This window comes from Ornithinimicrobium panacihumi (genome assembly GCF_052073805.1).
In the GTDB taxonomy this organism is placed as follows: Bacteria; Actinomycetota; Actinomycetes; order Actinomycetales; family Dermatophilaceae; genus Ornithinicoccus; species Ornithinicoccus panacihumi.
This window is the reverse complement of sequence record NZ_JBQGWG010000025.1, coordinates 1-24,672: the sequence shown is the minus strand read 5'-3', so window position 1 is coordinate 24,672 and position 24,672 is coordinate 1. Positions and strand designations below refer to the sequence as shown.

20 protein-coding genes, 1 tRNA gene and 1 pseudogene are annotated in these 24,672 nt (G+C 71.3%); 17 read left to right on the top strand and 5 right to left on the bottom strand.

Annotated elements, in window-relative coordinates; all coding sequences use genetic code 11:
- The first annotated feature begins 14 nt into the window (after nt 1–14).
- Nucleotides 15–1,277: an MFS transporter gene (locus ACTMMA_RS16025; RefSeq protein WP_441191119.1), complete on the top strand. Its 1,263-nt coding sequence runs from the start codon at nt 15–17 to the stop codon at nt 1,275–1,277.
- On the top strand, nt 1,274–4,885 hold the full coding sequence (locus tag ACTMMA_RS16020; RefSeq protein ID WP_441191118.1) for a PDDEXK-like endonuclease domain-containing protein: 3,612 nt from the start codon (nt 1,274–1,276) through the stop codon (nt 4,883–4,885). Before ACTMMA_RS16025 ends, ACTMMA_RS16020 begins: the two co-directional genes overlap by 4 nt.
- A 467-nt stretch (nt 4,886–5,352) precedes the next feature.
- Here the strand turns inward: ACTMMA_RS16020 and mscL are convergent, their stop codons facing one another.
- Together mscL and ACTMMA_RS16010 are read right to left on the bottom strand one after the other, a co-directional pair.
- Nucleotides 5,353–5,757, bottom strand: coding sequence for a large conductance mechanosensitive channel protein MscL (gene mscL / locus ACTMMA_RS16015; RefSeq protein ID WP_441191117.1), 405 nt, complete (start codon nt 5,755–5,757; stop codon nt 5,353–5,355).
- 208 nt (nt 5,758–5,965) lie between these two features.
- Nucleotides 5,966–6,580, bottom strand: coding sequence for a CpaB family protein (locus ACTMMA_RS16010; RefSeq protein WP_441191116.1), 615 nt, complete (start codon nt 6,578–6,580; stop codon nt 5,966–5,968).
- 129 nt (nt 6,581–6,709) lie between these two features.
- Here ACTMMA_RS16010 and ACTMMA_RS16005 point away from each other — a divergent pair, with 129 nt between their 5' ends.
- Complete coding sequence (locus tag ACTMMA_RS16005; protein ID WP_441191138.1) at nt 6,710–6,943, top strand: hypothetical protein; 234 nt, start codon at nt 6,710–6,712, stop codon at nt 6,941–6,943.
- Nucleotides 6,944–6,957: 14 nt separating this feature from the next.
- Here the strand turns inward: ACTMMA_RS16005 and ACTMMA_RS16000 are convergent.
- Nucleotides 6,958–7,098, bottom strand: a pseudogene (locus ACTMMA_RS16000) (FmdB family zinc ribbon protein); the annotation flags it as partial.
- A 60-nt stretch (nt 7,099–7,158) separates the two neighbouring features.
- On the opposite strand from ACTMMA_RS16000, the gene ACTMMA_RS15995 reads away from it, so the two are divergent.
- A complete protein-coding gene (locus tag ACTMMA_RS15995) occupies nt 7,159–9,822 on the top strand; it encodes a penicillin acylase family protein (protein ID WP_441191115.1) in 2,664 nt (887 codons plus the stop codon).
- Nucleotides 9,823–9,895: 73 nt separating this feature from the next.
- Here ACTMMA_RS15995 and ACTMMA_RS15990 read toward each other — a convergent pair whose 3' ends face one another.
- The gene (locus tag ACTMMA_RS15990; RefSeq protein ID WP_441191114.1) at nt 9,896–10,537 is read right to left on the bottom strand and encodes a 5-formyltetrahydrofolate cyclo-ligase; all 642 of its coding nucleotides are present in this window, start codon (nt 10,535–10,537) and stop codon (nt 9,896–9,898) included.
- A 64-nt stretch (nt 10,538–10,601) separates the two neighbouring features.
- On the opposite strand from ACTMMA_RS15990, the gene ACTMMA_RS15985 reads away from it, so the two are divergent.
- From ACTMMA_RS15985 to ACTMMA_RS15945, 9 genes are all read left to right on the top strand, one after another.
- Nucleotides 10,602–11,888, top strand: a complete 1,287-nt coding sequence (locus ACTMMA_RS15985; RefSeq protein WP_441191113.1) for a molybdopterin molybdotransferase MoeA — start codon at nt 10,602–10,604, stop codon at nt 11,886–11,888.
- Nucleotides 11,885–12,388, top strand: coding sequence for a cyclic pyranopterin monophosphate synthase MoaC (moaC, locus tag ACTMMA_RS15980; protein WP_441191112.1), 504 nt, complete (start codon nt 11,885–11,887; stop codon nt 12,386–12,388). Before ACTMMA_RS15985 ends, moaC begins: the two co-directional genes overlap by 4 nt.
- Nucleotides 12,385–13,011, top strand: coding sequence for a GNAT family N-acetyltransferase (locus tag ACTMMA_RS15975; protein WP_441191111.1), 627 nt, complete (start codon nt 12,385–12,387; stop codon nt 13,009–13,011). Before moaC ends, ACTMMA_RS15975 begins: the two co-directional genes overlap by 4 nt.
- A 73-nt stretch (nt 13,012–13,084) precedes the next feature.
- On the top strand, nt 13,085–14,056 hold the full coding sequence (locus tag ACTMMA_RS15970; protein WP_441191110.1) for a SepX/GlpR family protein: 972 nt from the start codon (nt 13,085–13,087) through the stop codon (nt 14,054–14,056).
- A gap of 86 nt (nt 14,057–14,142) precedes the next feature.
- Nucleotides 14,143–14,215 (top strand) — tRNA-Ala (locus ACTMMA_RS15965).
- Nucleotides 14,216–14,335: 120 nt separating this feature from the next.
- The gene (locus tag ACTMMA_RS15960) at nt 14,336–15,340 is read left to right on the top strand and encodes an ornithine carbamoyltransferase (protein ID WP_441191109.1); all 1,005 of its coding nucleotides are present in this window, start codon (nt 14,336–14,338) and stop codon (nt 15,338–15,340) included.
- A 38-nt stretch (nt 15,341–15,378) separates the two neighbouring features.
- Entirely contained in the window at nt 15,379–15,882 is a 504-nt protein-coding gene (locus ACTMMA_RS15955) for a PH domain-containing protein (RefSeq protein WP_441191108.1), read from the top strand.
- 119 nt (nt 15,883–16,001) lie between these two features.
- Entirely contained in the window at nt 16,002–17,609 is a 1,608-nt protein-coding gene (locus ACTMMA_RS15950) for a PH domain-containing protein (protein ID WP_441191107.1), read from the top strand.
- Between the two features lie 7 nt (nt 17,610–17,616).
- Nucleotides 17,617–18,030: a tetratricopeptide repeat protein gene (locus ACTMMA_RS15945; RefSeq protein WP_441191106.1), complete on the top strand. Its 414-nt coding sequence runs from the start codon at nt 17,617–17,619 to the stop codon at nt 18,028–18,030.
- On the opposite strand, the gene ACTMMA_RS15940 is transcribed toward ACTMMA_RS15945, so the two are convergent.
- Nucleotides 18,027–19,637, bottom strand: coding sequence for a dolichyl-phosphate-mannose--protein mannosyltransferase (locus ACTMMA_RS15940; RefSeq protein WP_441191105.1), 1,611 nt, complete (start codon nt 19,635–19,637; stop codon nt 18,027–18,029). The two genes, ACTMMA_RS15945 and ACTMMA_RS15940, sit on opposite strands and share 4 nt — an antisense overlap.
- A gap of 100 nt (nt 19,638–19,737) precedes the next feature.
- Between ACTMMA_RS15940 and ACTMMA_RS15935 the strand changes: the two genes are divergently transcribed.
- The 4 genes from ACTMMA_RS15935 to ACTMMA_RS15920 all read left to right on the top strand — a co-directional run bounded on the left by ACTMMA_RS15935 (nt 19,738) and on the right by ACTMMA_RS15920 (nt 24,658).
- Nucleotides 19,738–20,439, top strand: coding sequence for a succinate dehydrogenase cytochrome b subunit (locus ACTMMA_RS15935; RefSeq protein ID WP_441191104.1), 702 nt, complete (start codon nt 19,738–19,740; stop codon nt 20,437–20,439).
- Between the two features lie 15 nt (nt 20,440–20,454).
- On the top strand, nt 20,455–22,428 hold the full coding sequence (locus ACTMMA_RS15930) for a fumarate reductase/succinate dehydrogenase flavoprotein subunit (RefSeq protein WP_441191103.1): 1,974 nt from the start codon (nt 20,455–20,457) through the stop codon (nt 22,426–22,428).
- Nucleotides 22,425–23,162: a succinate dehydrogenase/fumarate reductase iron-sulfur subunit gene (locus tag ACTMMA_RS15925; protein WP_441191102.1), complete on the top strand. Its 738-nt coding sequence runs from the start codon at nt 22,425–22,427 to the stop codon at nt 23,160–23,162. The genes ACTMMA_RS15930 and ACTMMA_RS15925 overlap by 4 nt, the downstream gene beginning before the upstream one ends.
- 431 nt (nt 23,163–23,593) lie before the next feature.
- Entirely contained in the window at nt 23,594–24,658 is a 1,065-nt protein-coding gene (locus ACTMMA_RS15920) for an IS110 family RNA-guided transposase (RefSeq protein ID WP_441188427.1), read from the top strand.
- The last annotated feature ends 14 nt before the right edge of the window (nt 24,659–24,672 follow it).

Here is a 24,672-nt window from a genome sequence, read left to right as displayed (position 1 = left end):
GCCAGACTGCCCACGTGACCCTGTCCCGCCCCGCGCTCACCGCCGTCCACCCGGTGCAGCAACGCACGATCCTCACCCTCATGGGCAGCCAGACCCTCGGCGGGATCGGGGTGGCCAGCGGCATCGCGGTGGCCGCGATCGTCGCGGCCGAGCTCAGCGGGCGTGACGCGCTGTCCGGACTGGCGAACACCACGCAGGTCCTCGGCGGAGCACTGTTCACCATCCCCATCGCCCTCCTCATGGGTCGCTGGGGCCGGCGCCTCGGCCTGGGCGTGGCCTACCTGATCGGTGCGTTGGGTGCGGTCCTCGCCATCACCGCGACCACGCTCGGCCTCTTCTGGCTGCTGCTCGTGGGCACCACGCTCTTCGGCGCCTCCACGACCGCCAACTCCCAGGCCAGGTATGCGGCCACCGACCTCGCCGAGCCCGAGCACCGCGCGCGCCAGCTGAGCTGGGTCGTGTGGGCCACGACTCTCGGGTCGGTGCTGGGGCCCAACATGATCGGCCCCGGCAAGCTCGTCGCACGCTGGCTCGGGCTGCCGGACCTGGCCGGGGCGTGGGTCTTCTCGGCGGCGGGCTTCCTGCTCGCCGCGGTCCTGCTGCAGGTCCTCCTGCGGCCCGACCCGCTCCTGCTGTCGCGCGAGCTGGCCGGCGTCGAGGAGGACACGACGACGCCGCGCGGCCACGTCGGTCACGGTCTCGCGGTCATCCTCCGGACCCCGGCGGCGCTGTGGGGCACGGTGGCGGTCACCGTCGGTCACGTGGTCATGGTCAGCGTCATGGTGATGACGCCCCTGCACATGAAGCACGGCCATGCCGAGATCGAGCTGATCGGGCTGGTGATCTCGCTGCACATCCTGGGCATGTACGCCCTCTCGCCCGTGGCCGGCCAGCTCACCGACCGCTGGGGAGCACCGAAGGTCGTACTCCTCGGCGTCGTGATCCTGCTGCTCGCCTGCGTCCTGGCCGGGCTGTCCACCGACGGCCACTCGACCAGTCTCACCGTCGGCCTCATCCTGCTCGGCCTCGGATGGTCCTGCACCATGGTCGCCGGGTCCGGCACGGTGGCCGGCTCGGTCCAGGTGGGGGAGCGCTCCTCGGTGCAGGGCGCCGCCGACCTGGTGATGGGGTTGTCGGCCGCGGCGGGCGGTGCGCTGGCCGGTGTGGTCATGGACGTCTGGTCCTACGCCACCCTGTGCGTGATCGCGGGGATCGCGGCAGTCCTCCTGGGCGCCTTCACGGTGATGCGGCGCGGAGTGGTTAGCCTGAAGCAGTGACCGCTTCTCGCTTCGCCCACCACCCCGACCCCGCCCGGGTCGAGGCCGTCCAGCGCGCGCGGACGCAGTGGCGCCACGAGGTCGCCGACCTCGGAGGACCCAACACCCTCCTGTGGCACCGCACCTCCCTGACCGGCACCTTCGACCTCAACCTCGCCCACCCCGGAGGCGTGGCCAAGCTGCTCTCCGGGCGCGCCACGCTCCTGTCCGAGCTGGTCCGCGAGCACGTCGCCTTCCTGGACGCCTCCCGTCGCATCGGGGCGATCCGCGACAAGGTCACCGAGCTGCGACACGAGCACGGCCTCGAGACCGGCTACCTGGCCATCGGCCTGGCGACCTGGACCCTGCACCGCGTCCCCATGCCCCCGCGGGCGCCCGTCCTGCTGCGCGCCTGCGCCATCCGCCCCACCGACGCGGCCCACTCCGACTACCTCATCGAGCTGGACCAGGACGTCGTCTTCAACCCCGTCCTGGAGCACTACCTGCGCAGCGAGGCCCACCTCGACCTCGACCCGGCCATGCTCGTGGGGCTGTCCGCCCAGAGCCACGGTTTCGACCCGAGGGAGACCTACCGGGCGCTGGAGCAGATCTGTGTGGAGATGACCGGCTTCGGCATCGGCCCGCAGATGGTCATCGGCACCTTCCCCTGGGCCAAGCTGCCGCTGGTCACCTCCTACACCGGCGACGTGCACCAGCTCGCCGCCCACGACCTCGTCGCCGCGCTCGCCGGGGCCGAGGTGTCGCTGACCTCCGAGGGCCCGGACCCCGAGCGCGCGGACGACCCGCAGCGTGAGCTCTCGGCCCTGGACGCCGACCATGCCCAGCGCCTCGTCATCGACGAGGCGGTCCACGGTGCCAGCCTCGTGCTCGACAGCCCGACCGGCACCGGCGCCACCCAGACCGTGGCCAACATCATCGTGGCCGCGCTCTCCGAGGGCCGCTCGGTGCTCGTGAGCTCGGAGGAGCGCTCCGCCCTCGACGGACTGCGGCGACGCCTCTCGGCAGTGGGCCTGGGGGACCTCTGTCTCCACCTCAGCGAAGACCCCGTCTCGATGCGGACCGCACTGGCCGAGGTCCGCCACGCGCTCGAGGCGCTCCCGCAGGAGCCGGAGCCGGAGATCGGCCCGGACCCGCTCCCCAGCCGCGCCGACGCCTTGGCGACCTTGCGCGCGGAGCATGAGGTGCTGCATACCGAGCATGAACCCTGGGGCCTCTCCCTAGCCGACGTGCAGGAGGACCTCGCCGTCCTCGGAGCCCAGGAACACCCGCCCACCTCGCGGGTGCGGCTCCCGCTCGAGGTGCTGCGCGGCCTTGGCCCCGACGAGCTCTCCGGCACCACCGACGCGCTGATCGAGGCGGCGGACGCCGGCGCCTGGAGCCGCGGCAGCGGACAGGATCCCTGGTATGGCGCACGCCTCACCTCCGCCGACGAGGCGGCCCGCGCGCAGGAGATCGTGGCTCGGCTGGTCTCGGGCGAGTTCGCGACCGCCCGCGAGAAGGCGGACGCCGTCGCCAAGGAGGCCGGGCTCCCGACCCCGGTGACGGTCGAGCAGTGGGGCACCTGGCTGCGGCTCGTCGACCGGGTCCGCGAGACCCTCGACATCTTCGGCCGGGACGTCTACGACGCGCCCCTGGACGAGATGGTGGCCGCGACCGCCTCGCGCGACGAGGTCACCGAGCGTCCCGGCGCCGTCTCGCGGGCCCGGCTGCGGCGCCAGGTGCGCTCGCTCCTGCGCCCCGGCACGCCGCCGGCAGACCTGGCGACGCGCGTCCGCAACGCCCGCGACGAGGGCAAGGAGTGGGAGAAGATCGCCGGCCGTGCGGCCCGCCCGGTGGCACCGGAGTCCGGGGAGGAGGCGCTGACGGCCTTCACCCCGATCGGGGAGGACATCGCCTGGCTGAGCGGCGTGCTCGACACCCGCCCGGACGGCAAGACGCTGACCACCCTGCACCTGGACAGCCTGCTCGAACGGCTCGTCCGGCTGGACGCGACCGCGGACCGGGCCCCGGTCGCCGCGACGGCGCACCCCTTGATCCAGCCGCTGCGGGACTCGGGGCTGGGCGAGCTGGTCGACGACCTGGCCCAGCGCAAGATCACGCCCGAGAGGGTCGGTGCCGAGGTCCGCTTCGTGCACCGTTCCTCGCTCCTGCACCATCTCCGCTCCGACGCCGTGCCGCAGCTGCAGCCGGCCGAGACGGTGCGCGAGGCGGAGCGGGCCTTCCGTCGGGCCGACCGGGCCCATCTGCAGCGCAACGCTGCGCGGGCGCGCCGGGCCGTGCTGCGCAGGCTCGCCCGCACCCTGACCTCGCACTCCTCGCAGGTCGCGGCCTGGGAGCGGTCGGTGGAGGCGGCCGCCTCCGGACCGGTCGACATCCGCGACGTCATCAGCCGCTCGCCGGAGGTGGTCCGCGCGGTGCGCCCCGTCGTGCTGGCCTCTCCGCTGGTGGTGCCGACTGTGCTGCCCTCAGACCTCGTCTTCGACCTGGTCGTCCTCGACCGGGCCGGCCGGACCAGCACCGCGAGATCGGTGCCGGCGTTGGCGCACGGTCGTCAGGTGATTGTCACCGGCGACGGCGGCGGGCTGGGTCCGCGGCAGTTCTCGGTGATGGCCGACCCCCGGGTCGAGCACGACCTGGCCCGGAACGAGAGCGACGAGGCGTCGTTGCTGGACGACGCCGCCGCGGTGCTGCCCGTCCGGCATCTGCAGACCCACTACCGTGCCCTCGACCAGGGGCTGGTCGCGCCCCTGGCTCCCATCATGTCGACGCCGGTCCACAGCTTCCCGGGCGTGGGCAGCGAGGCCCCGGTCAAGGAGCACGTCGTTGAGGGGCCGGTCCAGGAGCTGGTCGCCGCCGCGGTCGACCTCATCGTCCGGCGGGGCCAGGCGCATCCCGACCAGAGCCTGCTGGTGGCCGCCGACGACGAATCGACGGTCGAGGACCTCACACTCGCGCTCCGGCGGGCGATCGGACCCGCAGAGGGTGACGAGGCCCTCGGGGCGGTGCTGCCGATCCTGTCCGATGAGTCGGGCGTCGAGCCGCTGCTCGTGCGGACGACGGCGCGGATCGCCGGGGAGGTCCGCGACCATGTCGTGTGGGTCGGCGGACCTGCTGCGGCCAGGACCCCTGGCCGGGCCGGGGCGGTGCTGGCGGCGGCGCGGCGATCCGTGGACCTGGTCACCGGGACGTCGGTGTCTTCCTGGCCGAAGGGCGCCGGCACAGAGCTTGTCGCCCAGGCGATAGGGACCGACGGGGTGAGCGTCACGGGGAGTCGTTCGGCCGTGCTGGCCGAGCTCGCCCGACGGCTCGAGGCGGAAGGGCTGATCGTGCACGAGGGCCTGGGGCACGGTCCACACGCCGTGGACCTGGCCGTGGCCAGCGACGAGCTCCCCGACATGCTCCTCGTGGCGGTCGACGTGGATGCCGAGGTGGGGGAGGAGACCCCGGTCCCCGGGCGGGACGAGATCCGTCTCCGTCACGAGCAGCTGACCCGGATGGGTTGGGTGCCGGTGCGCGTCCGCAGCTCCGACGTCTTCACCGACCCGGCGCGCGAGGTCGCCCGGGTGCTCGAGGCGCTCCGGGAGGCCGTGGGGCGGGCCTCCTCGTGACCTGCGGTCCTGAGGGCCCTGTCGGTTCTGAGGGGCCTGTCCAGGGTCCGGTGCCCCGGCCCAGGCGGCACCGTCGTGTCGTCGCGCCGGCGACCAACCCGGAGGCGGACCAGTCCGACGACGTGGCACCCCGGGGTCCGCGTCGGCTCGCCCGGCCAGAGCAGGACGGGGCGTCGGGCTCTCCGCGGGACAGGTGGATCAAGGAGCAGCGCCCGCCGCACTGGGACTGACCTGCCCGGCAACCCCTCGGCCCGCCCGGTGGGGGTGGGGGAAACCATTGGACGCGCTCGGTCGCGTTGGGATCAACCACTCGGCGCGCCCGGTGGGGTTGTGGGCAACCATTGGGTGCGCCCGGTGGGGAGGTGGGGGTGGGGTGAGATGGGGTGGGGATGCAGAAGGACCCCGGCACCTCGTGCCGGGGTCCTTCTGGTGTCAGCTCAGGGCGTGCGCCCCGGTGCTGGGACGGGTCAGAGGGTGCCGTCGGTGCGACGGGCGGCCAGCAGGTCGCGGATCTCGCGCAGGGTGGCGATCTCCTCGGAGACCTCCTCCGGCTCCTCGACGCCGCGCTTGCGCAGCTCGTTGAACTTGTTCATCGGCGCCACCAGCACGAAGTAGACGACCGCGGCGGTGATCAGGAAGACGATCAGCGCGTTGATGATCGCGGCGAAGTCCATGTAGGTGGCCGGGTTGCCGTTGATGAGCTCGAAGCCCAGGCCGCTGGTCTCGGCGCCACCGACGGCGTTGAGCAGCGGGGTGACGATGCTGCCGACGACGACCTCGACGACCTTGGCGAAAGCGGCGCCGACGACCACGGCCACAGCCAGGTCGATCACGTTGCCACGCATGATGAAGTCCTTGAAGCCCTTGAGCATGGCCTCTCCTTTCTCGACCGGACATGGGCAGCGCCCAGGCAGAGCCCGGTGTCTGTGGATGGTGGGTGACCCCGCTCTCCCCGGGGCCTCGACGAGTTTAGCGCAAGTAAGTCCTTGCTGGCTATTTGTCGACTTCTTGCAGGCGGGGCGTGTCATCTCACCCCTGCAGGTGAGGTGGGGCCATGGGTCCACGGCGGGGACCAGGTGTTCAGGAGGTGGTGGGACTGCTCTCGGGGCGTCGCACGGTGACCACGAGATGGGCACCGGCAGGATCCTGACCGCGGGCGGTGGCGAGGTCGATGCTCTCCTCGCGGGAGACGGCGAGCCAGGCGCCGCCCTCCTCGCCCTGCTCGACCGCCACGACGGTCACGCCGTCGACCACCACCCGGCCGTCGACCGGGGAGTGCACGTCGACCTGGTCCCCGGAGCTCAGGAGGCGCAGGACCGCGCCCTCACCGATCGGGAAGAAGAACGCACGGTCGACGAGGAGGGAGGGCAGGTGCAGGTCCTTGCCGGTGACGATCTCCCCGGGCGCCAGGACGGAGGCGGCGTGCCGGCCGCCGGCCTCCGACAGCTCGGTGAGGGCACCTTCGGGCAGGACGTCCGCCGGCAGGAGCCGCACCTCGAGCGCCCCGTCCAGGGCCTGGCCGACCTGGACGTGGCCGGTGGACACGACCACGGGCACCGCCCCGGGGCCGGGCCTCGTCAGGGCGATCGTGAGGCCGGCCCCGACCACGATCGCGGCGAGCGCGGCGGCCAGGGCGCGGCGGATCCGCGGCCCGAGGGTGGGACGGCGACGGCGGGTTCGAGGGCTCTTCGGCACGTCGACGACGGTAGGAAGCCGCCCCGGTGTGCGCCAGGGGCGGGGTTTCGGTTGTGGAGAAGGACCGGTCCGTCAGCAGGGATGTGGACCAGGTCGTCGGGCGCGGGTCAGGAGGAGGAGCTGCTTGAGGTGGATCCGGAGCCCTTGGAGCTGCTCGAGCCGGTGGAGGAGCTGGTCGTCGACGACGAGCTGGACGAGCTGGACGACCCCGTCGAACCAGTCGAACCCGTCGAGCCCGCCGAACCGGACGGGGAGGATGACGACGAGGACGAGCTGTCGTCCGAGCCGGCGGTGCCGCTCTTGGTGGTCGACGAGGTCGAGCTGGTCTTGGAGCCTCCGGAGGAGCGGCTGTCGTTGCGGTAGAAGCCGGAGCCCTTGAAGACCACGCCCACGGCACTGAATACCTTGCGAAGGGTCCCGCCGCAGCTGGGGCAGGTCGTGAGCGCGTCGTCGGTGAAGGCCTGCTGGATGTCGAAGGCGTGACCGCAGTCCTTGCAGGCGTACGAGTAGGTCGGCACGACCCCGCAGTCTACGTCGCCTACGACGTGGTGCTGTCATCGTGACCTAGGCTGGGCAGCGTGTCCCGACCGCTGTGGCAACGCGTGGCCGTGCCGCTCGTGGCGATCCTGGTGGTCGTCGTGGTGGCCGCGGCCGTCATCGGGGTGGGCCTGACGCGTCGTCCGTTCCCGCAGGTCGACGGCACCTTGTCCCTCCCCGGGCTGACCGGGGAGGTCGAGGTGATCAGGGACGCGCAGGGAGTCCCGCACATCTACGCGGACACTCCTGAGGACCTCTTCCGCGCCCAGGGCTTCGTCGCCGCCCAGGACCGCTTCTTCCAGATGGATCTGCGCAGGCACGTCACCGCCGGCCGGCTCAGCGAGCTCGTCGGGGAGGGCGGGCTGGACACGGACAAGGTCATCCGGACCATGGGCTGGCGACGCGTGGCCGAGCAGGAGCTGCCGACCCTGAACCCGTCGGCCCGCAGCTACCTCCAGGCCTACGCGGCCGGGGTCAATGCCTACATCGAGATGAAGGGCGGGCCCTCCTCGATGGGGCTGGAGTATCTCGCCCTGGCCCAGTCCGCGCCCGGCTACTCCGTCGAGCCCTGGACCGAGACCGACTCCCTGGCCTGGCTCAAGGCGATGGCCTGGGACCTGCGCGGCAACTACACCGACGAGCTGACCCGCGGGCTCCTCGTGGGCAAGGTCGCCCTCCCGCAGCTCTCCGGCCTCTACCCGGACTACCCGGTCGACCGACACGCACCCATCCTCAGCCCGCAGGAGTGGAGCGCCCCCAACCGCCCGCCCGCCTCGGTCGACAGCAGGGGAGGCGCCAGCGCCCCTGCGGAGCCTGAGGAGCCGCGCGGGGAGGAAGGTCCTCCCCAGCCCCCGGTGTCGTCGAAGGACCAGGTCTGGCTCGCCGACGGGCGTGCCGAGGGGGCTCTGGCCTCGACGGCGCTCGCCCTGGGTCAGGTCCCGGAGATGGTCGGCCAGGGTGAGGGCATCGGGTCCAACAGCTGGGTCGTCTCCGGCGAGCACACCGTCTCCGGCAAGCCGCTGCTGGCCAACGACCCCCACCTGGGGGTGACCCAGCCCAGCGTCTGGCTGCAGGCTGGCCTGCACTGCCGGGTGCTGTCGGAGAGCTGCCCCTTCGACGTGTCGGGCTACACCTTCGCCGGCTTCCCGGGCGTGATCATCGGCCACAACACCAACATCGCCTGGGGCTTCACCAACATGGACCCCGACGTCACCGACTTCTACCTCGAGGACGTCGACGGCGATCGGGTCCGTCGCGGTGACGACTACGTCCCGATGGACGTGCGGACCGAGACCCTCAAGGTCGCCGGTGGCGAGGACGTCGAGCTGACGGTGCGCGCCACCTCGCACGGGCCGATCGTCTCCGGGGTGATCGACCAGATCGGCGAGCTGGGCACCGACGCGCCGTTGGGCGGGGTGCAGACCTCCAACGACTACGAGGTCGCCCTGGCCTGGACGGGACTGGTGCCCTCGCGCACCGCCGAGGCGGTCTTCACCCTCAACGCGGCCGCCGGCTGGGACGACTTCCGGGACGCGGCCAGGCTCTTCGCCGTGCCGGCGCAGAACCTCATCTACGCCGACACCGACGGCAACATCGGCTACCAGGCGCCCGGCATGATCCCGATCCGTGAGACGGCCACGCACGGCACGCCTCCCGGCTACTACCCGGCGCCCGGGTGGGAGGCGCAGTACGCCTGGGACGGGTGGGTCGAGTTCGCCGACCTGCCCTACGTGCTCAACCCCGACGACGGCATCATCATCACCGCCAACCAGGCCGTCAGCCGGGGCAACCGGCCCTTCCTGACGACGGAGTACGACAAGGGCTACCGCGCCGACCGCATCGAGACCCTGCTCGCCCAGCACCTGGCCGCGGGCAAGCTGTCGACCACGACGATGCAGCAGATCCAGCTCGACGACCGCAACGCCCTGGCCGAGGTGCTCGTGCCCTACCTGCTCGAGGCCGACCTGGAGGGAGAGTTCTACACCGACGCCCAGGAGCTCCTGCGCACCTGGGACTTCACCGCCCCGGCCGAGGGCGAGCAGTCCGCGGCGGCGGCCTACTTCTACGCGGTCTACAGCAAGCTGCTCGAGACGGTCTTCGACGACGAGCTCCCGCCCGACCTGGGCGCCACCGGCAACTCCCGCTCCATGCTCCTGCTCGAGGAGCTGCTGGCCGATCCCGACAGCCTCTGGTGGGACGACCGCCGCACCCCCGGCGTCGTGGAGTCGCGGGACGAGGTGATCCGGACGGCGATGACGCAGGCGCGGCTCGACCTGACCAGCCAGCTGTCCAAGCACATCTCCGACTGGTCCTGGGGCGAGCTGCACCAGGTGCACCTGCGCCACGAGGTGCTCGGCGGCGACGACATCCCTGCCGCGGTCCGCGGCCTGTTCAACCAGCGCCCGATCCCGGTCTCCGGAAGCAGCTCGATGGTCAACGCGATGAACTGGGACGCCTCGACCGGCACCTTCGAGGTGACCTCGGCCCCCTCGATGCGGATGGTGGTCGATCTGGCCGACCTCGACGCCTCGACCTGGATCAACCACACCGGGACCAGCGGCCACCCCTTCCACCCCCACTGGTCCGACCAGACGGCCACCTGGGTCGAGGGCGGGACCTATCCCTGGCCGTTCAGCCGCGAGGCGGTGCAGCAGGCGGGCACCGACACCCTCGTGCTGGAGCCGGCCGACACGCCCGGCCGCTGAGCGCCCCAGTCATTCTTGGCCCGGCGCAGCACGCAGCCTCCGCCCGTCGACCCCGCAGTCGCCTCCCGCGGCCTCACCCCGCCGGGAGCGGCACTCCCTGCACCCCGGTGCCGGGCCGCAGCACCCCGTCCACCACCACGTCGTGCGTGTCCGCAGGGACAGCCTCCACGACCTCGTGGTCGTGCAGCACCACGATCGCCGGAGCACCACCCGACAGCTCGCGCGCCCTGGGCAGCACGGTGTCGTAGTAGCCACCCCCCTGCCCCAGCCGCACCCCGTCGCGCGAGATGGCCAGGCCGGGCACGAAGAAGAGGTCCACCTCCGCCAGCGCGCCCTCACCCAGCGGCGTCCGCCCCGGGTCGGCGAGGTCGGCCCAGTCCAGCCTCGGCTTCTCCAGGGTGAGCGGCACCAGCACCCGCACGCCCTCGGCCTGCAGGACCCGGGTCAGCCCGTCCACCGGAGGCTCGGTCCGCATCGGCTCGAACGCGGTCACCGTCAGGGAGGTGAGCTCCCCGAGGCCGCGGGACGCCGCATACCCGCGAAGGAAGGTGAGCCCCCCGTCGGCCAGGGAGCGCGCCGCAGCCTCCCGCCCCGTCGTCCCCCACGCCCCGACGAGCTCCCGGCGCGCAGCGCGGACCAGGGACCGCCAGGCCGCCTTGTCGGCGGGGACGTCACCGGTCGGGGCGTACGGTGGCAGCGAGGCAGTCATGTTCATGCCCCCATTGTGGGTCGTGCTGATTAGGCTGGGGCGAGCCCCCAGTGAAGAGAAAGGCGCACCGATGATCACCGTCGAGGAGCACCTCGAGCGCATCCTTGCCCAGATCGAGCCGGGGGCGGGTGTGGTCCTGCCGCTCGCCCAGGCGCACGGACTGGTCACCACCACCGACGTGGTCAGCCGCGTCGAGCTGCCCCGCTTCGACAACTCCTCGATGGATGGTTATGCCGTCCGGCGCGAGGACCTGCGCGACGTCGACGCCGAGCACCCGCGCCTGCTGCCCGTCGACGGCGACATCGCGGCGGGCGATCCCGGCGGTCAGCAGCTGCAGCCCGGTCACGTCTGGCGGATCATGACGGGCGCACCGATCCCGGCGGGCGCCGACGCGGTCGTGCGGGTGGAGGACACCGACGGGCACGTGCGTGAGGCGCAGTTCCGCGTCGAGCCCGACGAGGGCGCCAACATCCGGCGCGCGGGGGAGGACGTGCGTCCTGGTGACGTCGTCGTCCGCGCCGGCACCCGCCTGGCGGCCCCGCAGCTGGCGGCGCTCGTCTCGTGCGGCGTCACCGAGGTCGAGGTGCGCCCGTCCGCACGGGTGGTGATCCTGTCCACCGGTGACGAGCTCGTCCCCGCCGGCGGCGAGGTCGGCCCCGGCCAGATCATCGACTCCAACGGACCCATGCTCGAGGCGCTCGTGCGCGAGGCCGGCTTCTTCCCGGTCCACGTCGGCCACCTGCCCGATGACGTGGGGGTCACCCGCAAGGAGATCAGGCGCCATCTCGACACCGCCGACGCCATCATCACCACCGGCGGGGTCAGCAAGGGCGCCTATGACGTCGTCAAGGAGGTGCTGACCGGCGAGGGGTCGATGGACTTCCTCGAGGTGGCGATGCAGCCCGGCAAGCCGCAGGGCTTCGGCGTGCTGGGCAAGCGCAAGGTGCCGGTCTTCACCCTGCCGGGCAACCCCGTGAGCACCCTCGTCAGCTTCGAGGTCTTCGTCCGGCCGGCGCTGCTCAAGCTCGTCGGGCGCGCCGAGTCGCACCGCGAGGCCAAGGCCTACGCGCTGGAGGGCTGGCGGACCTCGGCGGACCGCGAGACCTACACCCGGGTGCGCCTCAGCAGAGACCCTTCTGGCGGGTATGCGGCCGCGCCCGCAGGTGGGTCCGGCTCCCACCTCCTGGGTGGGCTCGCGGCGGCCGACGCGCTGGCCGTCAGCGGGGCCGACGACGAGGAGGTCGAGGCCGGGTCGGAGGTGCGCCTGGTCCTGCTGCGTCCGCGGGCCGAAATCGACGGCCGGCTGGAGGCGGAGGAGCGCCTGCTCGCGGAGGCCGACGAGGACGGCACCGCGTGAGCGTGGACTCGAGCGCGCCCGAGGGGCTGACCCACCTGCGCGGGGACGGCACGGCGCACATGGTCGACGTCAGCGCCAAGGACGTGACCGCCCGCTCGGCCACCGCGGAGGGGCGGGTGCTGCTGTCGGAGGCCGCGATCGCCGCGCTCCGTGGCGGGACCGTGCCCAAGGGCGACGCCCTCGGCGTGGCGCGCGTGGCCGGCATCCAGGCGGCCAAGCGCACGCCGGACCTCATCCCGTTGTGCCACCCCATCGCCATCCACGGCGTGGAGGTCGACCTGGTGGTCCAGGACGACGGGGTCGACATCAGCGCCACCGTCCGCACCGCGGACCGCACCGGCATCGAGATGGAGGCGCTCACCTGCGTGACCGTCGCGGCGCTGGCGCTCGTCGACATGGTCAAGGCGGTCGACAAGCACGCGGTGATCAGCGACGTCACCGTCGTGGCCAAGTCCGGCGGACGCTCGGGGGACTGGGTGCGTCCGGGGCGGGAGGCGTGACCTGGCGCTGGCCGGTCCGGGTCAGCACCGTCCTGCCCGACGGACAGGTCCTGACGCTGCGTCCGTTGGGCCGCGGCGACCGGACCCAGTGGGAGGGCCTGAGGTCGCGCAACGAGGAATGGCTCCGCCCGTGGGAGGCCACCGCCCCGGGTGAGCAGGTCACGAGCACGCCCTTCCGCCGGCTGCGGCATGGCTTCGACCGGGCCGGCCGGATGGGTGCGGTCCTGCCGCTGGTCATCGACGTGGGTGACCGCATCGTGGGGTCGGTCCAGCTCTTCGACATCATCTGGGGGTCGCGGCGCAGCGCGCTGGCCGGCTACTGGCTCGGCCGGGAGGCCACGGGGCGGGGGCTGGCCACCTGGTCGCTGGCCCTGATCATCGACCACGCCCTCCTGGAGGTAGGGCTGCACCGGGTCGAGGTGGGCATCCGGCCGGACAACCCCCGCAGCATCGCCGTGGCCCGGCGGCTCGGTCTGCCTGAGGAAGGCCTGCGCCGGGATTTCATGCATGTCGACGGCCAGTGGCGCGACCATCGGGTCTTCGTGGCGCTGGCCGAGGATCTGGGTCCGGACGGCTGGGCCCCCGGCGGGCTGGTCCGGCAGCTGCGGGGCCCGATCACCTGAGTCACACCAGGAACTTGCGCGACACACGTCTCGCCTCACCGGTTCCGGCGGCGGCTGCACCTAGCGTGAATGCGTGCCCCTCAGCAGCCTGATCTTCGTCGTCATCCTGGCGGTCTGGGCTGTCTATCTGGTGCAGCACTGGATCCGGCGCCGGGACCACCTGGCCACCGCCCGGTCCGTCGACCGCTTCTCCGAGTCGATGCGCGTGCTGGAGCGCCGGCGTGCGCTGCCCAGGCCGGACCTGGCCGAGCCCGCCCCGCGCTCCTACTCCGTCTCGCCGCTGCGGCCGGCCCGCCCCGAGGTCGTCGTCAAGCCGGTGGCCGCCGGTGCCACCGCGGTCAAGGCCCCGCCCACCGTGCGGCGTGCCCGCACCGTCGCCCGTCTGCGCGGCGCGGCGCTCCTCCTGGGGTCGGTGACCATGGTGACCCTCGTGGGGCTCTCGCTGTTCAGGCAGCTGCCCCCGTGGGCCGCGTTCGTCGGGGTGCTGGTGATGGCCGTCGCCGTCGGTGGCGTCCGACTCTCGGCCTCCGCGGGCCGGAAGCAGGCCCGTGCTCGTCGGACGGTGTCCGCACGGCAGGTCGCGCCGCGCGGTCAGGCCGCCCCCGTCGCCTCAGCCGACCGGCCCGTCTCCCACCGACCCGTCGCCGGTGCGAGCACCCAGCCGGCCGAGCTCGCCACCCCCGTCGAGGACAACGTCTTCGCCCGGCAGTCGGTGGCCGTCACCACGCGCACGGCCCGCCGCAGCGTCACGGCCGCCCAGCTCTACGACATCGACCAGGTGGAGGCGGCCGCCAGCTCCGGAGCTGCAGTTCACGAGCCGGCGGCCCACCACCCGACGGCTCCGGAGCAGGCCGTCGCGCGGTCCGAGGCCGAGGTGCCCGCGGGCTCATGGAGCCCGGTGCCGGTGCCGCCCCCGACCTACACCCTCAAGGCCAAGGCCTACCGCCCCAGCTACACCGGCGGCTCCGAGCTGCCGGCGGACGGCAACGCGATGGCCCTGGACGAGGAGTTCGAGGACCTGCCCCGCATCGAGTCCGTGGGCTGATCCGCCGGGTGCGGATCACCACCGCGTTTGGGCTGCGACATTTTGTGACGATGCCTGCACGGGTCTATAGTCGGTAGCCGCACCACGGGGCTGTGGCGCAGTTGGTAGCGCGTCTCGTTCGCAATGAGAAGGCCAGGGGTTCGAATCCCCTCAGCTCCACCCGATCAAGGCCCGGACTCCTCGGAGACCGGGCCTTGCCTCATATCCTGTCGGTTCCCGCAGCTAGGCTCGGCCTGTGCAGCCGGGTCGCCGGCGATGTCGTTGAGAGGAGCCCTTCAGATGGCCGTCAACCTGCGTGGCCGCAGCCTGCTGTCGCTGGTGGAGGAGACCCCCAAGGAGGTCCGCTATCTCATCGACCTGGCCCACGACCTCAAGCGAGCGAAGTACTCCGGCCAGGAGCGGGCGCTGCTGCGCGGCAAGTCGGTGGCGCTGATCTTCGAGAAGACCTCGACCCGCACCCGCTGCGCCTTCGAGGTCGCCGCGGCCGACCAGGGGGCCACCACCACCTTTCTGGACCCCAAGAGCACCCAGATCGGGCACAAGGAGTCGATCAAGGACACCGCCCGCGTGCTCGGGCGGATGTACGACGCGATCCAGTACCGCGGCTCCAGCCAGGCCAAGGTCGAGGAGCTCGCGCACTACTCCGGCGTCCCGGTCTACAACGGGCTCACCGACGAGTGGCACCCCACGCAGATGCTCGCCGACGGGCTGACCATGTCCGAGCACAGCCACAAGCACCGGCACGAGATCTCCTACGCCTACGTCGGCGACGCCCGCAACAACATGGGCCACTCGCTGCTCCTGCTGGGCGCCAAGATGGGGATGGACGTGCGCATCGGTGCGCCCAAGGCCTTCCAGCCCACGGGTGAGGTCGTCCGGCTTTGCGAGGAGATCGCCGCCGAGACCGGCGCGCGGCTGACCATCACCGAGGACCCGGTCGAGGCCGTCCGCGGCGTCGACTTCGTCCACACCGACGTGTGGGTGTCGATGGGTGAGCCCGTCGAGGCGTGGGACGAGCGGATCGAGAAGCTCCTGCCCTACCAGGTCAACACCGAGCTGATGGCTGCGACCGACAACCCCGAGGCCCGCTTCATGCACTGCCTGCCGGCCTTCCACGACACCGACACCGACGTCGGCCAGGAGCTCATGGGCAAGCACCCCGAGCTCAAGAACGGCCTCGAGGTCACCGACGAGGTCTTCGAGTCGACGGCGAGTATCGTCTTCGACCAGGCCGAGAACCGGCTGCACACGATCAAGGCGCTCATGGTGGCCACGCTCGCCTGAGCCGGTCACGCCACGACCCCAGGGGGGATTCTTCAGACATGCAGGGTATGGAGCAGCTCGGCCTGCGCGAGCCCGCGCACCAGGTCAGCCCGCGGGCGATCAACTACTGGGTCGTCAACGGGCTGATCAGCGGGGTGATCACCTGGGCGATCCTGTTCGCCATCTACTGGTTCGTCCCCGACTCCTGGGGCCGCTGGCTCGGGCCGCTGTTCATCCTGATCATGGCCGCCAACCTCATCGACGTGACGCTGGAGCCGATCATCCGCTACCGGCGCACCCGCTGGGAGGTGACGGGGGAGAAGGTCTTCGCCCAGACCGGGTGGCTCTCCCGGGACCAGCGGATCGCGCCGCTGTCCCGCGTGCAGACCGTTGACACCCACCGGGGCGCGATCATGCGGCTCTACCGGCTGGCCAACGTCACCGTGACCACTGCGTCGGCGGCAGGCCCCATCACGCTGAAGTGCCTGGACACCGACGTGGCCGACCGGGTCACTGCCGAGCTGGCGCGGATCACCGGCCAGACCACGGGCGACGCGACGTGAGCCAGCCGCACCCCGACCTGCCGCCCCCCGTGGGGCGACCGGTCGTGCCGCCGGCGCACCAGCCGGCGTCGCCGGACGCGCCGATGCCGCCGGGCGAACCGATGCCGTCGAGCGAACCGATGCCGTCGAGCGAACCGATGCCGCCGGACCTGCAGCCGCAGGATGCCGAGGGCTGGCGCCGGCTGAGCCGACGCATGCTGCTGGTCCACCCCGTCCGCACGCTGTGGTCGATGGCCTTCCCGCTGGTCATCGCCATCTTCGCCGGCACCCGGGGGGACGGGGAGAACCCGTTCTGGATCTGGATCGCCCTGGCCGGTGGTGCGATCGCGCTGTTCGCCGGGGTCTTCACCTGGTTCGTCACCCGCTACCGCTTCACCGCCGAGCAGCTCCAGATGCGCACCGGGCTGCTCAGCCGGCGGGTGCTGACCGCGCCGCTGGACCGCGTGCGCTCGGTCGACATCGAGTCCAGCCCCCTGCACCGCGCCCTCGGCCTGGCGACCGTCAAGGTCGGCACCGGAGTCGACGACAGCCGGATCGAGCTGGACGGGCTCACCCAGGAACAGGCTGCCGAGCTGCGCTCCTTCCTGCTCCTGCGCGCCAAGGCCGGGCAGACCGTCTCGCCGGTCGAGGCTGGGCGCGGCAGCGCCGTGACCGACCCGAGCCAGGGCGAGGCGAGGGACGCGGGGGCAGGAGCAGCCGCATACCCCGAGGCGCCTTCGGGACCCGAGACCGAGCTGGCGCGCATCGACTGGGGCTGGCTGCGCTTCGCCCCCTTCAGCCTGTCCAGCCTCGTGGTGGTCGCCGGTGCCGTCGGTGTGCTCTCGCAGTTCGGCGACGACCTGCCGATCGACCAGGTCGAGGTCGCCCAGGACGCCTGGGCCTGGATCCTGGCCCGCACGCTGCTGGTGCTGGTCGCCGGGGCCGTGCTCCTCGTCGTGGTCGGATGGGTGCTGCTGTCCACGCTCAGCTATGTCATCACCTGGTGGAACCTGCGCGTCGTGCGGGAGGGCAACGGCAACCTGCGGGTCACGCGGGGCCTGCTGACGACCTACAGCCAAACCATCGAGCGCGCCAAGGTCCGCGGCGTCAGCATGGGGGAGCCCTTCCTGCTGCGCTTCGTCAAGGGGGCCGAGCTGACCGCGATGGCGACCGGCATCGGTGCGGCCGGCACGACCAAGGTGCTGCCGCCGGCGCCGCGCGAGGTCGTCACCCGGATCGGCCACGAGCTCCTCGAGGAGGACGGCGCCCTGACGATGCCGCTGATCGGGCACGGCCCCTACGCCCGGCGCCGGATCCACCTCCAGAACCAGTGGGGGACGCTCTTCTTCACCGGCGTCCTGGCGGTGCTGACCTACTTCCTGGACCGGTGGTGGATCTTTGACCGGATCCCCGACTGGCTGCCGGTGGCCGGGCTGGTCGGGTTCGGCCTGCTCAACGCGCTGCTGGCCGAGAGCGCCTGGCGCAACCTGGGGCACGGGCTGACCGGCAAGCACCTCGTCGTGCAGACCGGTGCGGTCATCCGCACGCGCGAGGCGCTGGAGCGGGCCGGGATCATCGGCTGGACCATGCACCAGACCTTCTTCCAGCGGCGGCGTGGCCTGGCCGACCTGCACGCCACGACCGCGGCCGGCGCCGAGGTCGTCATCGCCCCCAACATCCCGGTCGACCTGGCGGTCGCGCTCGCCCGCGAGGCGACCCCGGGAATGCTGGAGGACTTCCTGGCGTAGTCGAGGTGTGAGCCAGAACCAGCCCGACTTCGAGGCCATGCTGAGCGGTCTGACCGCGCTGCCCGACCAGGGCCTGCCGTCGATCGAGCTCCCGGACGAGGCGGAGCTGGACGACCACGCGCGCTACGACCGGGCCACCTTCGCCTTCGAGACCAAGAACTATGGGGCGGCCGCCGACCTGCTCGAGCCGCTCGTGCGGGACAACCCCGGCAACTCCGAGGTCGCGCTGCTCCTGGCGCGCGCCTACTACCACGCCGCCCGGCTCGGCCCGGCGGAGACGGTGCTGCGCCAGATGCTCGAGCGCTGGCCCGGTGACGCCTACACGCACCTGCTTCTGGCCCGCACCCTCCAGCGCGCCGGCCGTGCCGAGGAGGGTGCCCCGCACCTGAAGCTGGCCGAGGCGATGGGGCTGGACGCCTAGTTCCAGAAGTCGAAGAACATCCGCAGCTGCCACTCGTCGCGCGGGATAACCACGGCGGCGTGGACGGGGTAGTACCACGCCATCCAGGCGGCAGCCAGGGTCAGGTAGACCACGACGGCGACGGCACCCCAGCGCCGCCGTTGCCGCGACGCGTCCGCCGGGCCGAGGACGAGGCCGAGACAGCAGACGACGACGAGCACCAGCCAGGGCACGAAGGCCACGGCGTAGAAGCTGTAGATCGTGCGGGTCTGGTACATGAACCACGGCAGCCAGCCGGCGATGATCCCCGACAACGCGGCCCCGGCGCGCCAGTCTCGGCCCAGCAGCCACAGGAAGGCCACGACCAGCATCCCGGCGGTCGCGCCCCACCAGACGAAGACGTTGCCGAGGGAGGCGATGTAGTCGACGCAGTCGGCGACCTCGCAGCCCTTCTCGCCCTGCTTGGGCCACTCGGCGTAGAACAGGGTCGGGCGCCACTGGACCGTCCAGCTCCACGGGTTGGAGCTCCACTTGTGCTCGTTCTGCAGCCCGACGTGGAAGGTCATCATCTCGGCGTGGTAGGCCCACAGCGAGCGGAGGGGGTCGGGCACCAGGGCGGCCAGGCTGCCGTCGGCGGCGGGGTGCTGGGTCGCCCAGTCGCGCTTCCAGCCGCCGTCGGTGGCGAACCACCCCGCCCAGCTGGCCACGTAGGTCACCAGCGCGGTGGGCACTATCAGGAGGAAGGCGGGTATGCCGTCACGCACCACAGCTCCCGGCAGCCACCCCCGCGCACCCGCGGCCCGGCGGGCACCCAGGTCCCACCAGACCGTCATCAGACCGAAGACGGCCAGGAAGAACAGCCCGGACCACTTGGTGCCGATGCACAGGCCCAGGCTGATGCCGGCTGCCAGCCGCCACCAGCGCACGCCCAGGCCCGGCCCCCAGGAGCCCGGCCCCCACGCACCCTGGACGTGACGGCTAGGGCCTGACGCGGCTCGTCGTCGGGCCAGCCAGGGCTCCCACCGTCGGGCCAGCCGGGCCCGCCCATGCTCCCGGTCGAGCAGCAGGAACCAGAAGGCCAGCAGGGCCCACCACATCACGAAGATGTCGAGCAGCCCGATGCGCGACTGGGCGAAGTGGTGCCCGTCGACGGCCAGCAGGGTCGAGGCCGCGATCGCCAGGAGCGCGTTCTTCCACAGCAGCCACGCCACGTGGCCCAGGATCAGGATCGACAGCGTGCCGACCACGGCCGAGGAGAAGCGCCAGCCGAAGGAGGACTCGACGCCGAAGAGCATCTCGCCCAGCGCGATCATCCACTTGCCGACGGGAGGGTGGACGACCAGATCAGGTGCGTCACCCCATACCTCTGGAGTGCCGTTGGTGAACAGCTCGTCCGGCGTCTCGAGCCCGTCCTTGATCTCCCGCTCGTGGCCGTAGAGGCGCAGGGACCAGGCCTGCTTGACGTAGTAGGTCTCGTCGAAGATGAGGCGGGTGGGGTGGCCGAGGCGCCAGAAGCGGATCGCGCCGCCGAGCACGGTGGCCACGAGGATGCCGATCCAGGCGATCCGGTGCGCCCGTGCCGTCTGCCGGGACGACGGCCCGAGCAGCCGCTCCCGCAGAGACTCCATGCCCGTCATCGTAGGTGCTCCCCGACCCGCGCCGAGGTGGGATTAGGGCAGTGTCGAATGTTGTAAAAGGCCCCGTGGCGTCCGGTAGTAGGGTGCACCCGTGGCCACTACAACTGCTCCCGCGCGCGCGACCAAGGTCGGTCCGCCCAGCATCCTGTTGAAGACGATCGTGGCTGCCACCGGCCTCTTCTTCGTCTTCTACCTGCTCATGCACATGTACGGAAACCTCCAGATCCTCGTGGGTCGGGAGGCCTTCGACGGCTACGCGCACCACCTGCGTGTGCTCGGCGAGGGCATGATCCCCGAGAAGGGGGTGCTGTGGGTCTTCCGGCTCCTGCTCCTCGGCTCCGTGATCGGTCACGTGTGGGCGACGATGACGCTGTGGCGCCGGGCCGGCAAGGCCCGCAGCCAGCGCTACTCGGGCAGCAAGAAGGCCACCTACGGCACGGTCTACGCCAAGGCGATGCGATGGGGCGGCCTGGCCATCCTGCTCTTCGTGGTCTTCCACATCATGCACTTCACGACGCAGACGATCACCCCGACCGGCGCGCACGTCAGTCCGGCCGAGCGTGTGGTCAGCAACTTCCAGATCTGGTGGGTCGTGCTGATCTACGCCGTCGCCATGATCGCTGTCGGGATGCACCTGCTGCACGGCATCTGGGGCGCCGGCATGACCCTGGGGCTGAACACCTCGCTGAAGCGGGCCGAGCAGATCCGGTTCGTCTCCATCCTGGTGGCCACGATCGTCGTCGTGGGCTTCCTGATCCCGCCCTTCGCCATCCTGTTCGGGCTCGTCGACTAAGGACCACGAAAAGACATGACTGACACGCTGATCGACGGTCTCTACCGCGAGGGTGAGCCGATCGCCGACACCAAGGCGCCCGCGGGCGACATCTCTCAGAAGTGGACCACCCGCAAGTTCGACGCGGCCCTGGTCAACCCGGCCAACCGACGCAAGCTGTCGGTGATCATCGTCGGGACCGGCCTGGCCGGTGCCTCCGCCGGTGCGACGCTGGGCGAGGCGGGCTACCACGTCAAGTCCTTCTGCTACCAGGACAGCCCGAGGCGCGCGCACTCGATCGCCGCCCAGGGTGGCATCAACGCCGCCAAGAACTACAAGGGCGACGGCGACTCCACGCACCGCCTCTTCTACGACACGGTCAAGGGTGGCGACTACCGCTCCCGCGAGACCAACGTCTACCGCCTGGCCGAGGTCAGCGCGGACATCATCGACCAGTGCGTCGCCCAGGGTGTGCCGTTCGCCCGCGAGTACGGCGGTCTGCTCGACAACCGCTCCTTCGGTGGCGTGCAGGTCTCCCGCACCTTCTACGCCCGTGGCCAGACGGGGCAGCAGCTGCTGATCGGCGCCTACCAGGCGCTGGAGCGGCAGGTCGCCGCCGGCACCGTGGAGATGTACGCCCGCCACGAGATGCTCGAGCTGGTCGTCGTCGACGGCCGCGCTCGCGGCATCATCGCCCGCGACATGGTCACCGGTGAGATCGAGACCCACCTGGCCGACGCGGTCGTGCTCGCCTCCGGCGGTTACGGCAACGTCTTCTTCCTGTCGACCAACGCGATGGGCTGCAACGTCACCGCGGCGTGGCGCGCGCACCGCAAGGGCGCCTACATGGCCAACCCCTGCTACACGCAGATCCACCCGACCTGCATCCCGCAGTCCGGCGACCACCAGTCCAAGCTGACCCTGATGAGCGAGTCGCTGCGCAACGACGGCCGCATCTGGGTGCCCAAGCGGGCCGAGGACTGCGACAAGGACCCGCGCCAGATCCCCGAGGAGGACCGCGACTACTACCTGGAGCGGATCTACCCCGGCTTCGGCAACCTGGTCCCGCGTGACATCGCCTCCCGCCAGGCCAAGAACATGTGCGACGAGGGCCGCGGCGTCGGTCCGGAGGTCGACGGCGCCCGCCGCGGTGTCTACCTCGACTTCGCCGACGCGATCGACCGCCTGGGCGAGGACGCCGTCCGCGCCAAGTACGGCAACCTCTTCGACATGTACGAGCGGATCACGGGTGAGAACCCCTACAAGGTGCCGATGCGCATCTACCCCGCCGTGCACTACACGATGGGTGGCCTGTGGGTCGACTACGACCTGCAGTCCAACCTCGAGGGCCTGTTCGTCACCGGTGAGGCCAACTTCTCCGACCATGGCGCCAACCGCCTGGGTGCCTCGGCGCTCATGCAGGGCCTGGCGGACGGCTACTTCGTGCTGCCGAACACCATCCGCGACTACCTGGCCAAGGCCTCGGCCCACGGGCCGGTGGCCGAGGACGCCCCTGAGGTCGTGGAGGCCCAGGAGGCGGTCCGCAGCCGGGTCGAGAAGCTGATGACCATCAACGGCACGCGCAGCGTCGACTCCTACCACAAGGCTCTGGGCAAGATCATGTGGGAGAAGTGCGGCATGGAGCGCACCGACGAGGGTCTACGCGAGGCGATCGAGGAGATCCGCGCCCTGCGCGCCGACTTCTGGACCAACGTCCGCGTCCTCGGCACCGCCGAGGGCATGAACCAGTCCCTGGAGAAGGCCGGCCGCGTGGCCGACTTCCTCGAGCTGGGCGAGCTCATGTGCATCGACGCCCTGCACCGTCGCGAGTCCTGCGGCGGCCACTTCCGGGCCGAGTCCCAGACCGAGGACGGCGAGGCGCTGCGTCACGACGACGAGTTCGCCTACGTCGCGGCGTGGGAGTGGGGCGGCGACGGCGACGCGCCGGTGCTGCACAAGGAAGACCTCGTCTACGAATTCATCGAGCTCAAGCAGAGGAGCTACAAGTGAGAGTCGCGCTGAAGATCTGGCGCCAGGACGGGCCTTCCGACAAGGGTCGGATGGTCAGCTACCACCTGGACGACGTCAGCGAGGACAGCTCCTTCCTGGAGATGCTCGACCTGCTCAACGAGCACCTCATCGAGAAGGGCGAGGAGCCGGTCGCCTTCGACTCCGACTGCCGCGAGGGCATCTGCGGCACGTGTGGCGTCGTCATCAACGGCGAGGCGCACGGTCCGGAGCGGACCACCACCTGCCAGCTGCACATGCGCTCCTTCAAGGACGGTGACGAGATCGTCATCGAGCCCTGGCGCGCGGACCCCTTCCCGGTGATCAAGGACCTGGTCGTCGACCGCACCGCGTTCGACCGCATCATCCAGGCCGGCGGCTTCATCTCGGCCAACACCGGCGCGGCCCCGGACGCCCACGCGACCCCGGTGCCCAAGGAGAACGCGGACCGCGCGTTCATGGCCGCCGAGTGCATCGGCTGCGGCGCCTGCGTCGCGGCCTGCCCCAACGCGGCCGGCATGCTCTTCATGGGCGCCAAGATCACCCACTTGGGCGAGCTGCCCCAGGGTCAGCCCGAGCGCGACGCCCGCGTCCTGGCCATGACCCACCAGCACGACCTCGAGGGCTTCGGCGGCTGCACCAACCTGGGCGAGTGCTCGCGCGCCTGCCCCAAGGGCATTCCGCTCAACGTCATCTCCCAGATGAACGCCGACATGAGGCGGGCCGGCTACCGCTGACCCCAACCCACCGAGCGAGGCGTCTGGTTGCCCACAGGGCGACCGGGCGCCTCGTCTGGTTGTTCCCACCCCCACCGGGCGCGTCGTGTGGTTGCCCCCACCCCGACCGGGCGCGTCGTGTGGTTGCCCCCACCCCCACCGGGCGCGCCGTGTGGTTGTTCCCACCGGCTCGCGTCGGCCTAGGCTCGCCTCAGTGTCAGGGTGATGGCACCGCACTGGTTGCGGTGGTTGGATCCTGATCACCTGGTGTCTGGCTCATAGGTTCGCTGTCGCTCGCTCGCGGGTTGACCAGCATGGGTTTTGCCGGCACCAGGTGTGACGGACCGGCCGGCGTGACTTGATAGGAGCGTGGTCTCGCCCCGACTGAGATGTGTCCGCCGACCGGTCCAACCGTCCACTCACTGATCAAGGTGAAAGAGGAGGCAACCGCCATGGTTGTTGTTGGAGCCGATGTGCACAAGTCCACCCACACTTTCGTCGCCGTCGACGAGGTCGGCCGCAAGCTGGGCCAACTGAAAGTCGAGGCCACGTCCAAGGGGCATCTGAAGGCGTTGGCGTGGGCCCGGCGCGAGTTCGGGACCGAGCTGACCTGGGCGATCGAGGACTGTCGGCACCTGTCCGCGAGGCTGGAGCGGGACCTGCTGTCCGCGGGCCAGCTCGTGGTGCGGGTCCCGCCGAAGATGATGGCCCAGGTCCGGGCCAGCGCCCGCACCCGGGGCAAGTCCGACCCGATCGACGCACTGGCTGTGGCGCAGGCGTACCTGCGTGAGCCACACCTGCCGGTCGCCTCCCATGACGAGGTGTCCCGGACCGCCAAGCTGCTGACCGACCGGCGAGATGCGCTGGTCAAGACCCGCACGCAGCGGATCAACGCCTTGCTGTGGCGGGTGCACGAGCTGGACCCCGAGCACGCTCCCAAGCCCCGGTCGCTGGACCTGGCCAAGCACCAGGACGCGTTGAAGGCGTGGCTGGTCACCCAGGAGGGGATCGTGGCCGCCCTGGCGCTGGAGGAGCTTGAGGACGTCATCGAGCTCACGGCACGGATCAAGGCCAAGGAGAAGGAGCTGACCGCGCACGCGAAAGAGCACGCCCCCTCCCTGGTCGCGATGGACGGCTGCGCCGGGCTGACCGCGGCCAAACTGCTCGGGGAGTCCGCCGGCATCACCCGCTTCAAGAGCGAGGCCGCGTTCGCCCGGCACGCGGGAGCGGCGCCGATCCCGGTCTGGTCCGGACGCACCGACGGGCGGGTCCGGATGACCCGCTCGGGCAACCGTCAGCTCAACTGCGCCCTGCACCGCATCGCCATCACCCAGGTCCGGCTCAAAGGATCCCTCGGGCAGGCGTACTACGAGAAGAAGAAGGCCGAGGGCATGTCCAACCGTGAAGCCCTGCGCTGCCTGAAACGACGCCTGGTCCGCACCGTCTTCAACCTCCTGACCACCGACCACAACACCCACACCACCGTCGAACCGACTTGCCAAACGGCAGCGGCTTGACATAGGAGAAACCC

Bases quoted from the DNA above. Each gene is read 5' to 3' on its own strand.
- mscL (WP_441191117.1), bottom strand. From the start codon at position 5,757: ATGCTCAAGGGCTTCAAGGACTTCATCATGCGTGGCAACGTGATCGAC.
- ACTMMA_RS15990 (WP_441191114.1), bottom strand. From the start codon at position 10,537: ATGAACATGACTGCCTCGCTGCCACCGTACGCCCCGACCGGTGACGTC.
- ACTMMA_RS15985 (WP_441191113.1), top strand. From the start codon at position 10,602: ATGATCACCGTCGAGGAGCACCTCGAGCGCATCCTTGCCCAGATCGAG.
- ACTMMA_RS15960 (WP_441191109.1), top strand. From the start codon at position 14,336: ATGGCCGTCAACCTGCGTGGCCGCAGCCTGCTGTCGCTGGTGGAGGAG.
- ACTMMA_RS15955 (WP_441191108.1), top strand. From the start codon at position 15,379: ATGCAGGGTATGGAGCAGCTCGGCCTGCGCGAGCCCGCGCACCAGGTC.
- ACTMMA_RS15950 (WP_441191107.1), top strand. From the start codon at position 16,002: ATGCCGTCGAGCGAACCGATGCCGCCGGACCTGCAGCCGCAGGATGCC.
- ACTMMA_RS15940 (WP_441191105.1), bottom strand. From the start codon at position 19,637: ATGGAGTCTCTGCGGGAGCGGCTGCTCGGGCCGTCGTCCCGGCAGACG.
- ACTMMA_RS15930 (WP_441191103.1), top strand. From the start codon at position 20,455: ATGACTGACACGCTGATCGACGGTCTCTACCGCGAGGGTGAGCCGATC.
- ACTMMA_RS15920 (WP_441188427.1), top strand. From the start codon at position 23,594: ATGGTTGTTGTTGGAGCCGATGTGCACAAGTCCACCCACACTTTCGTC.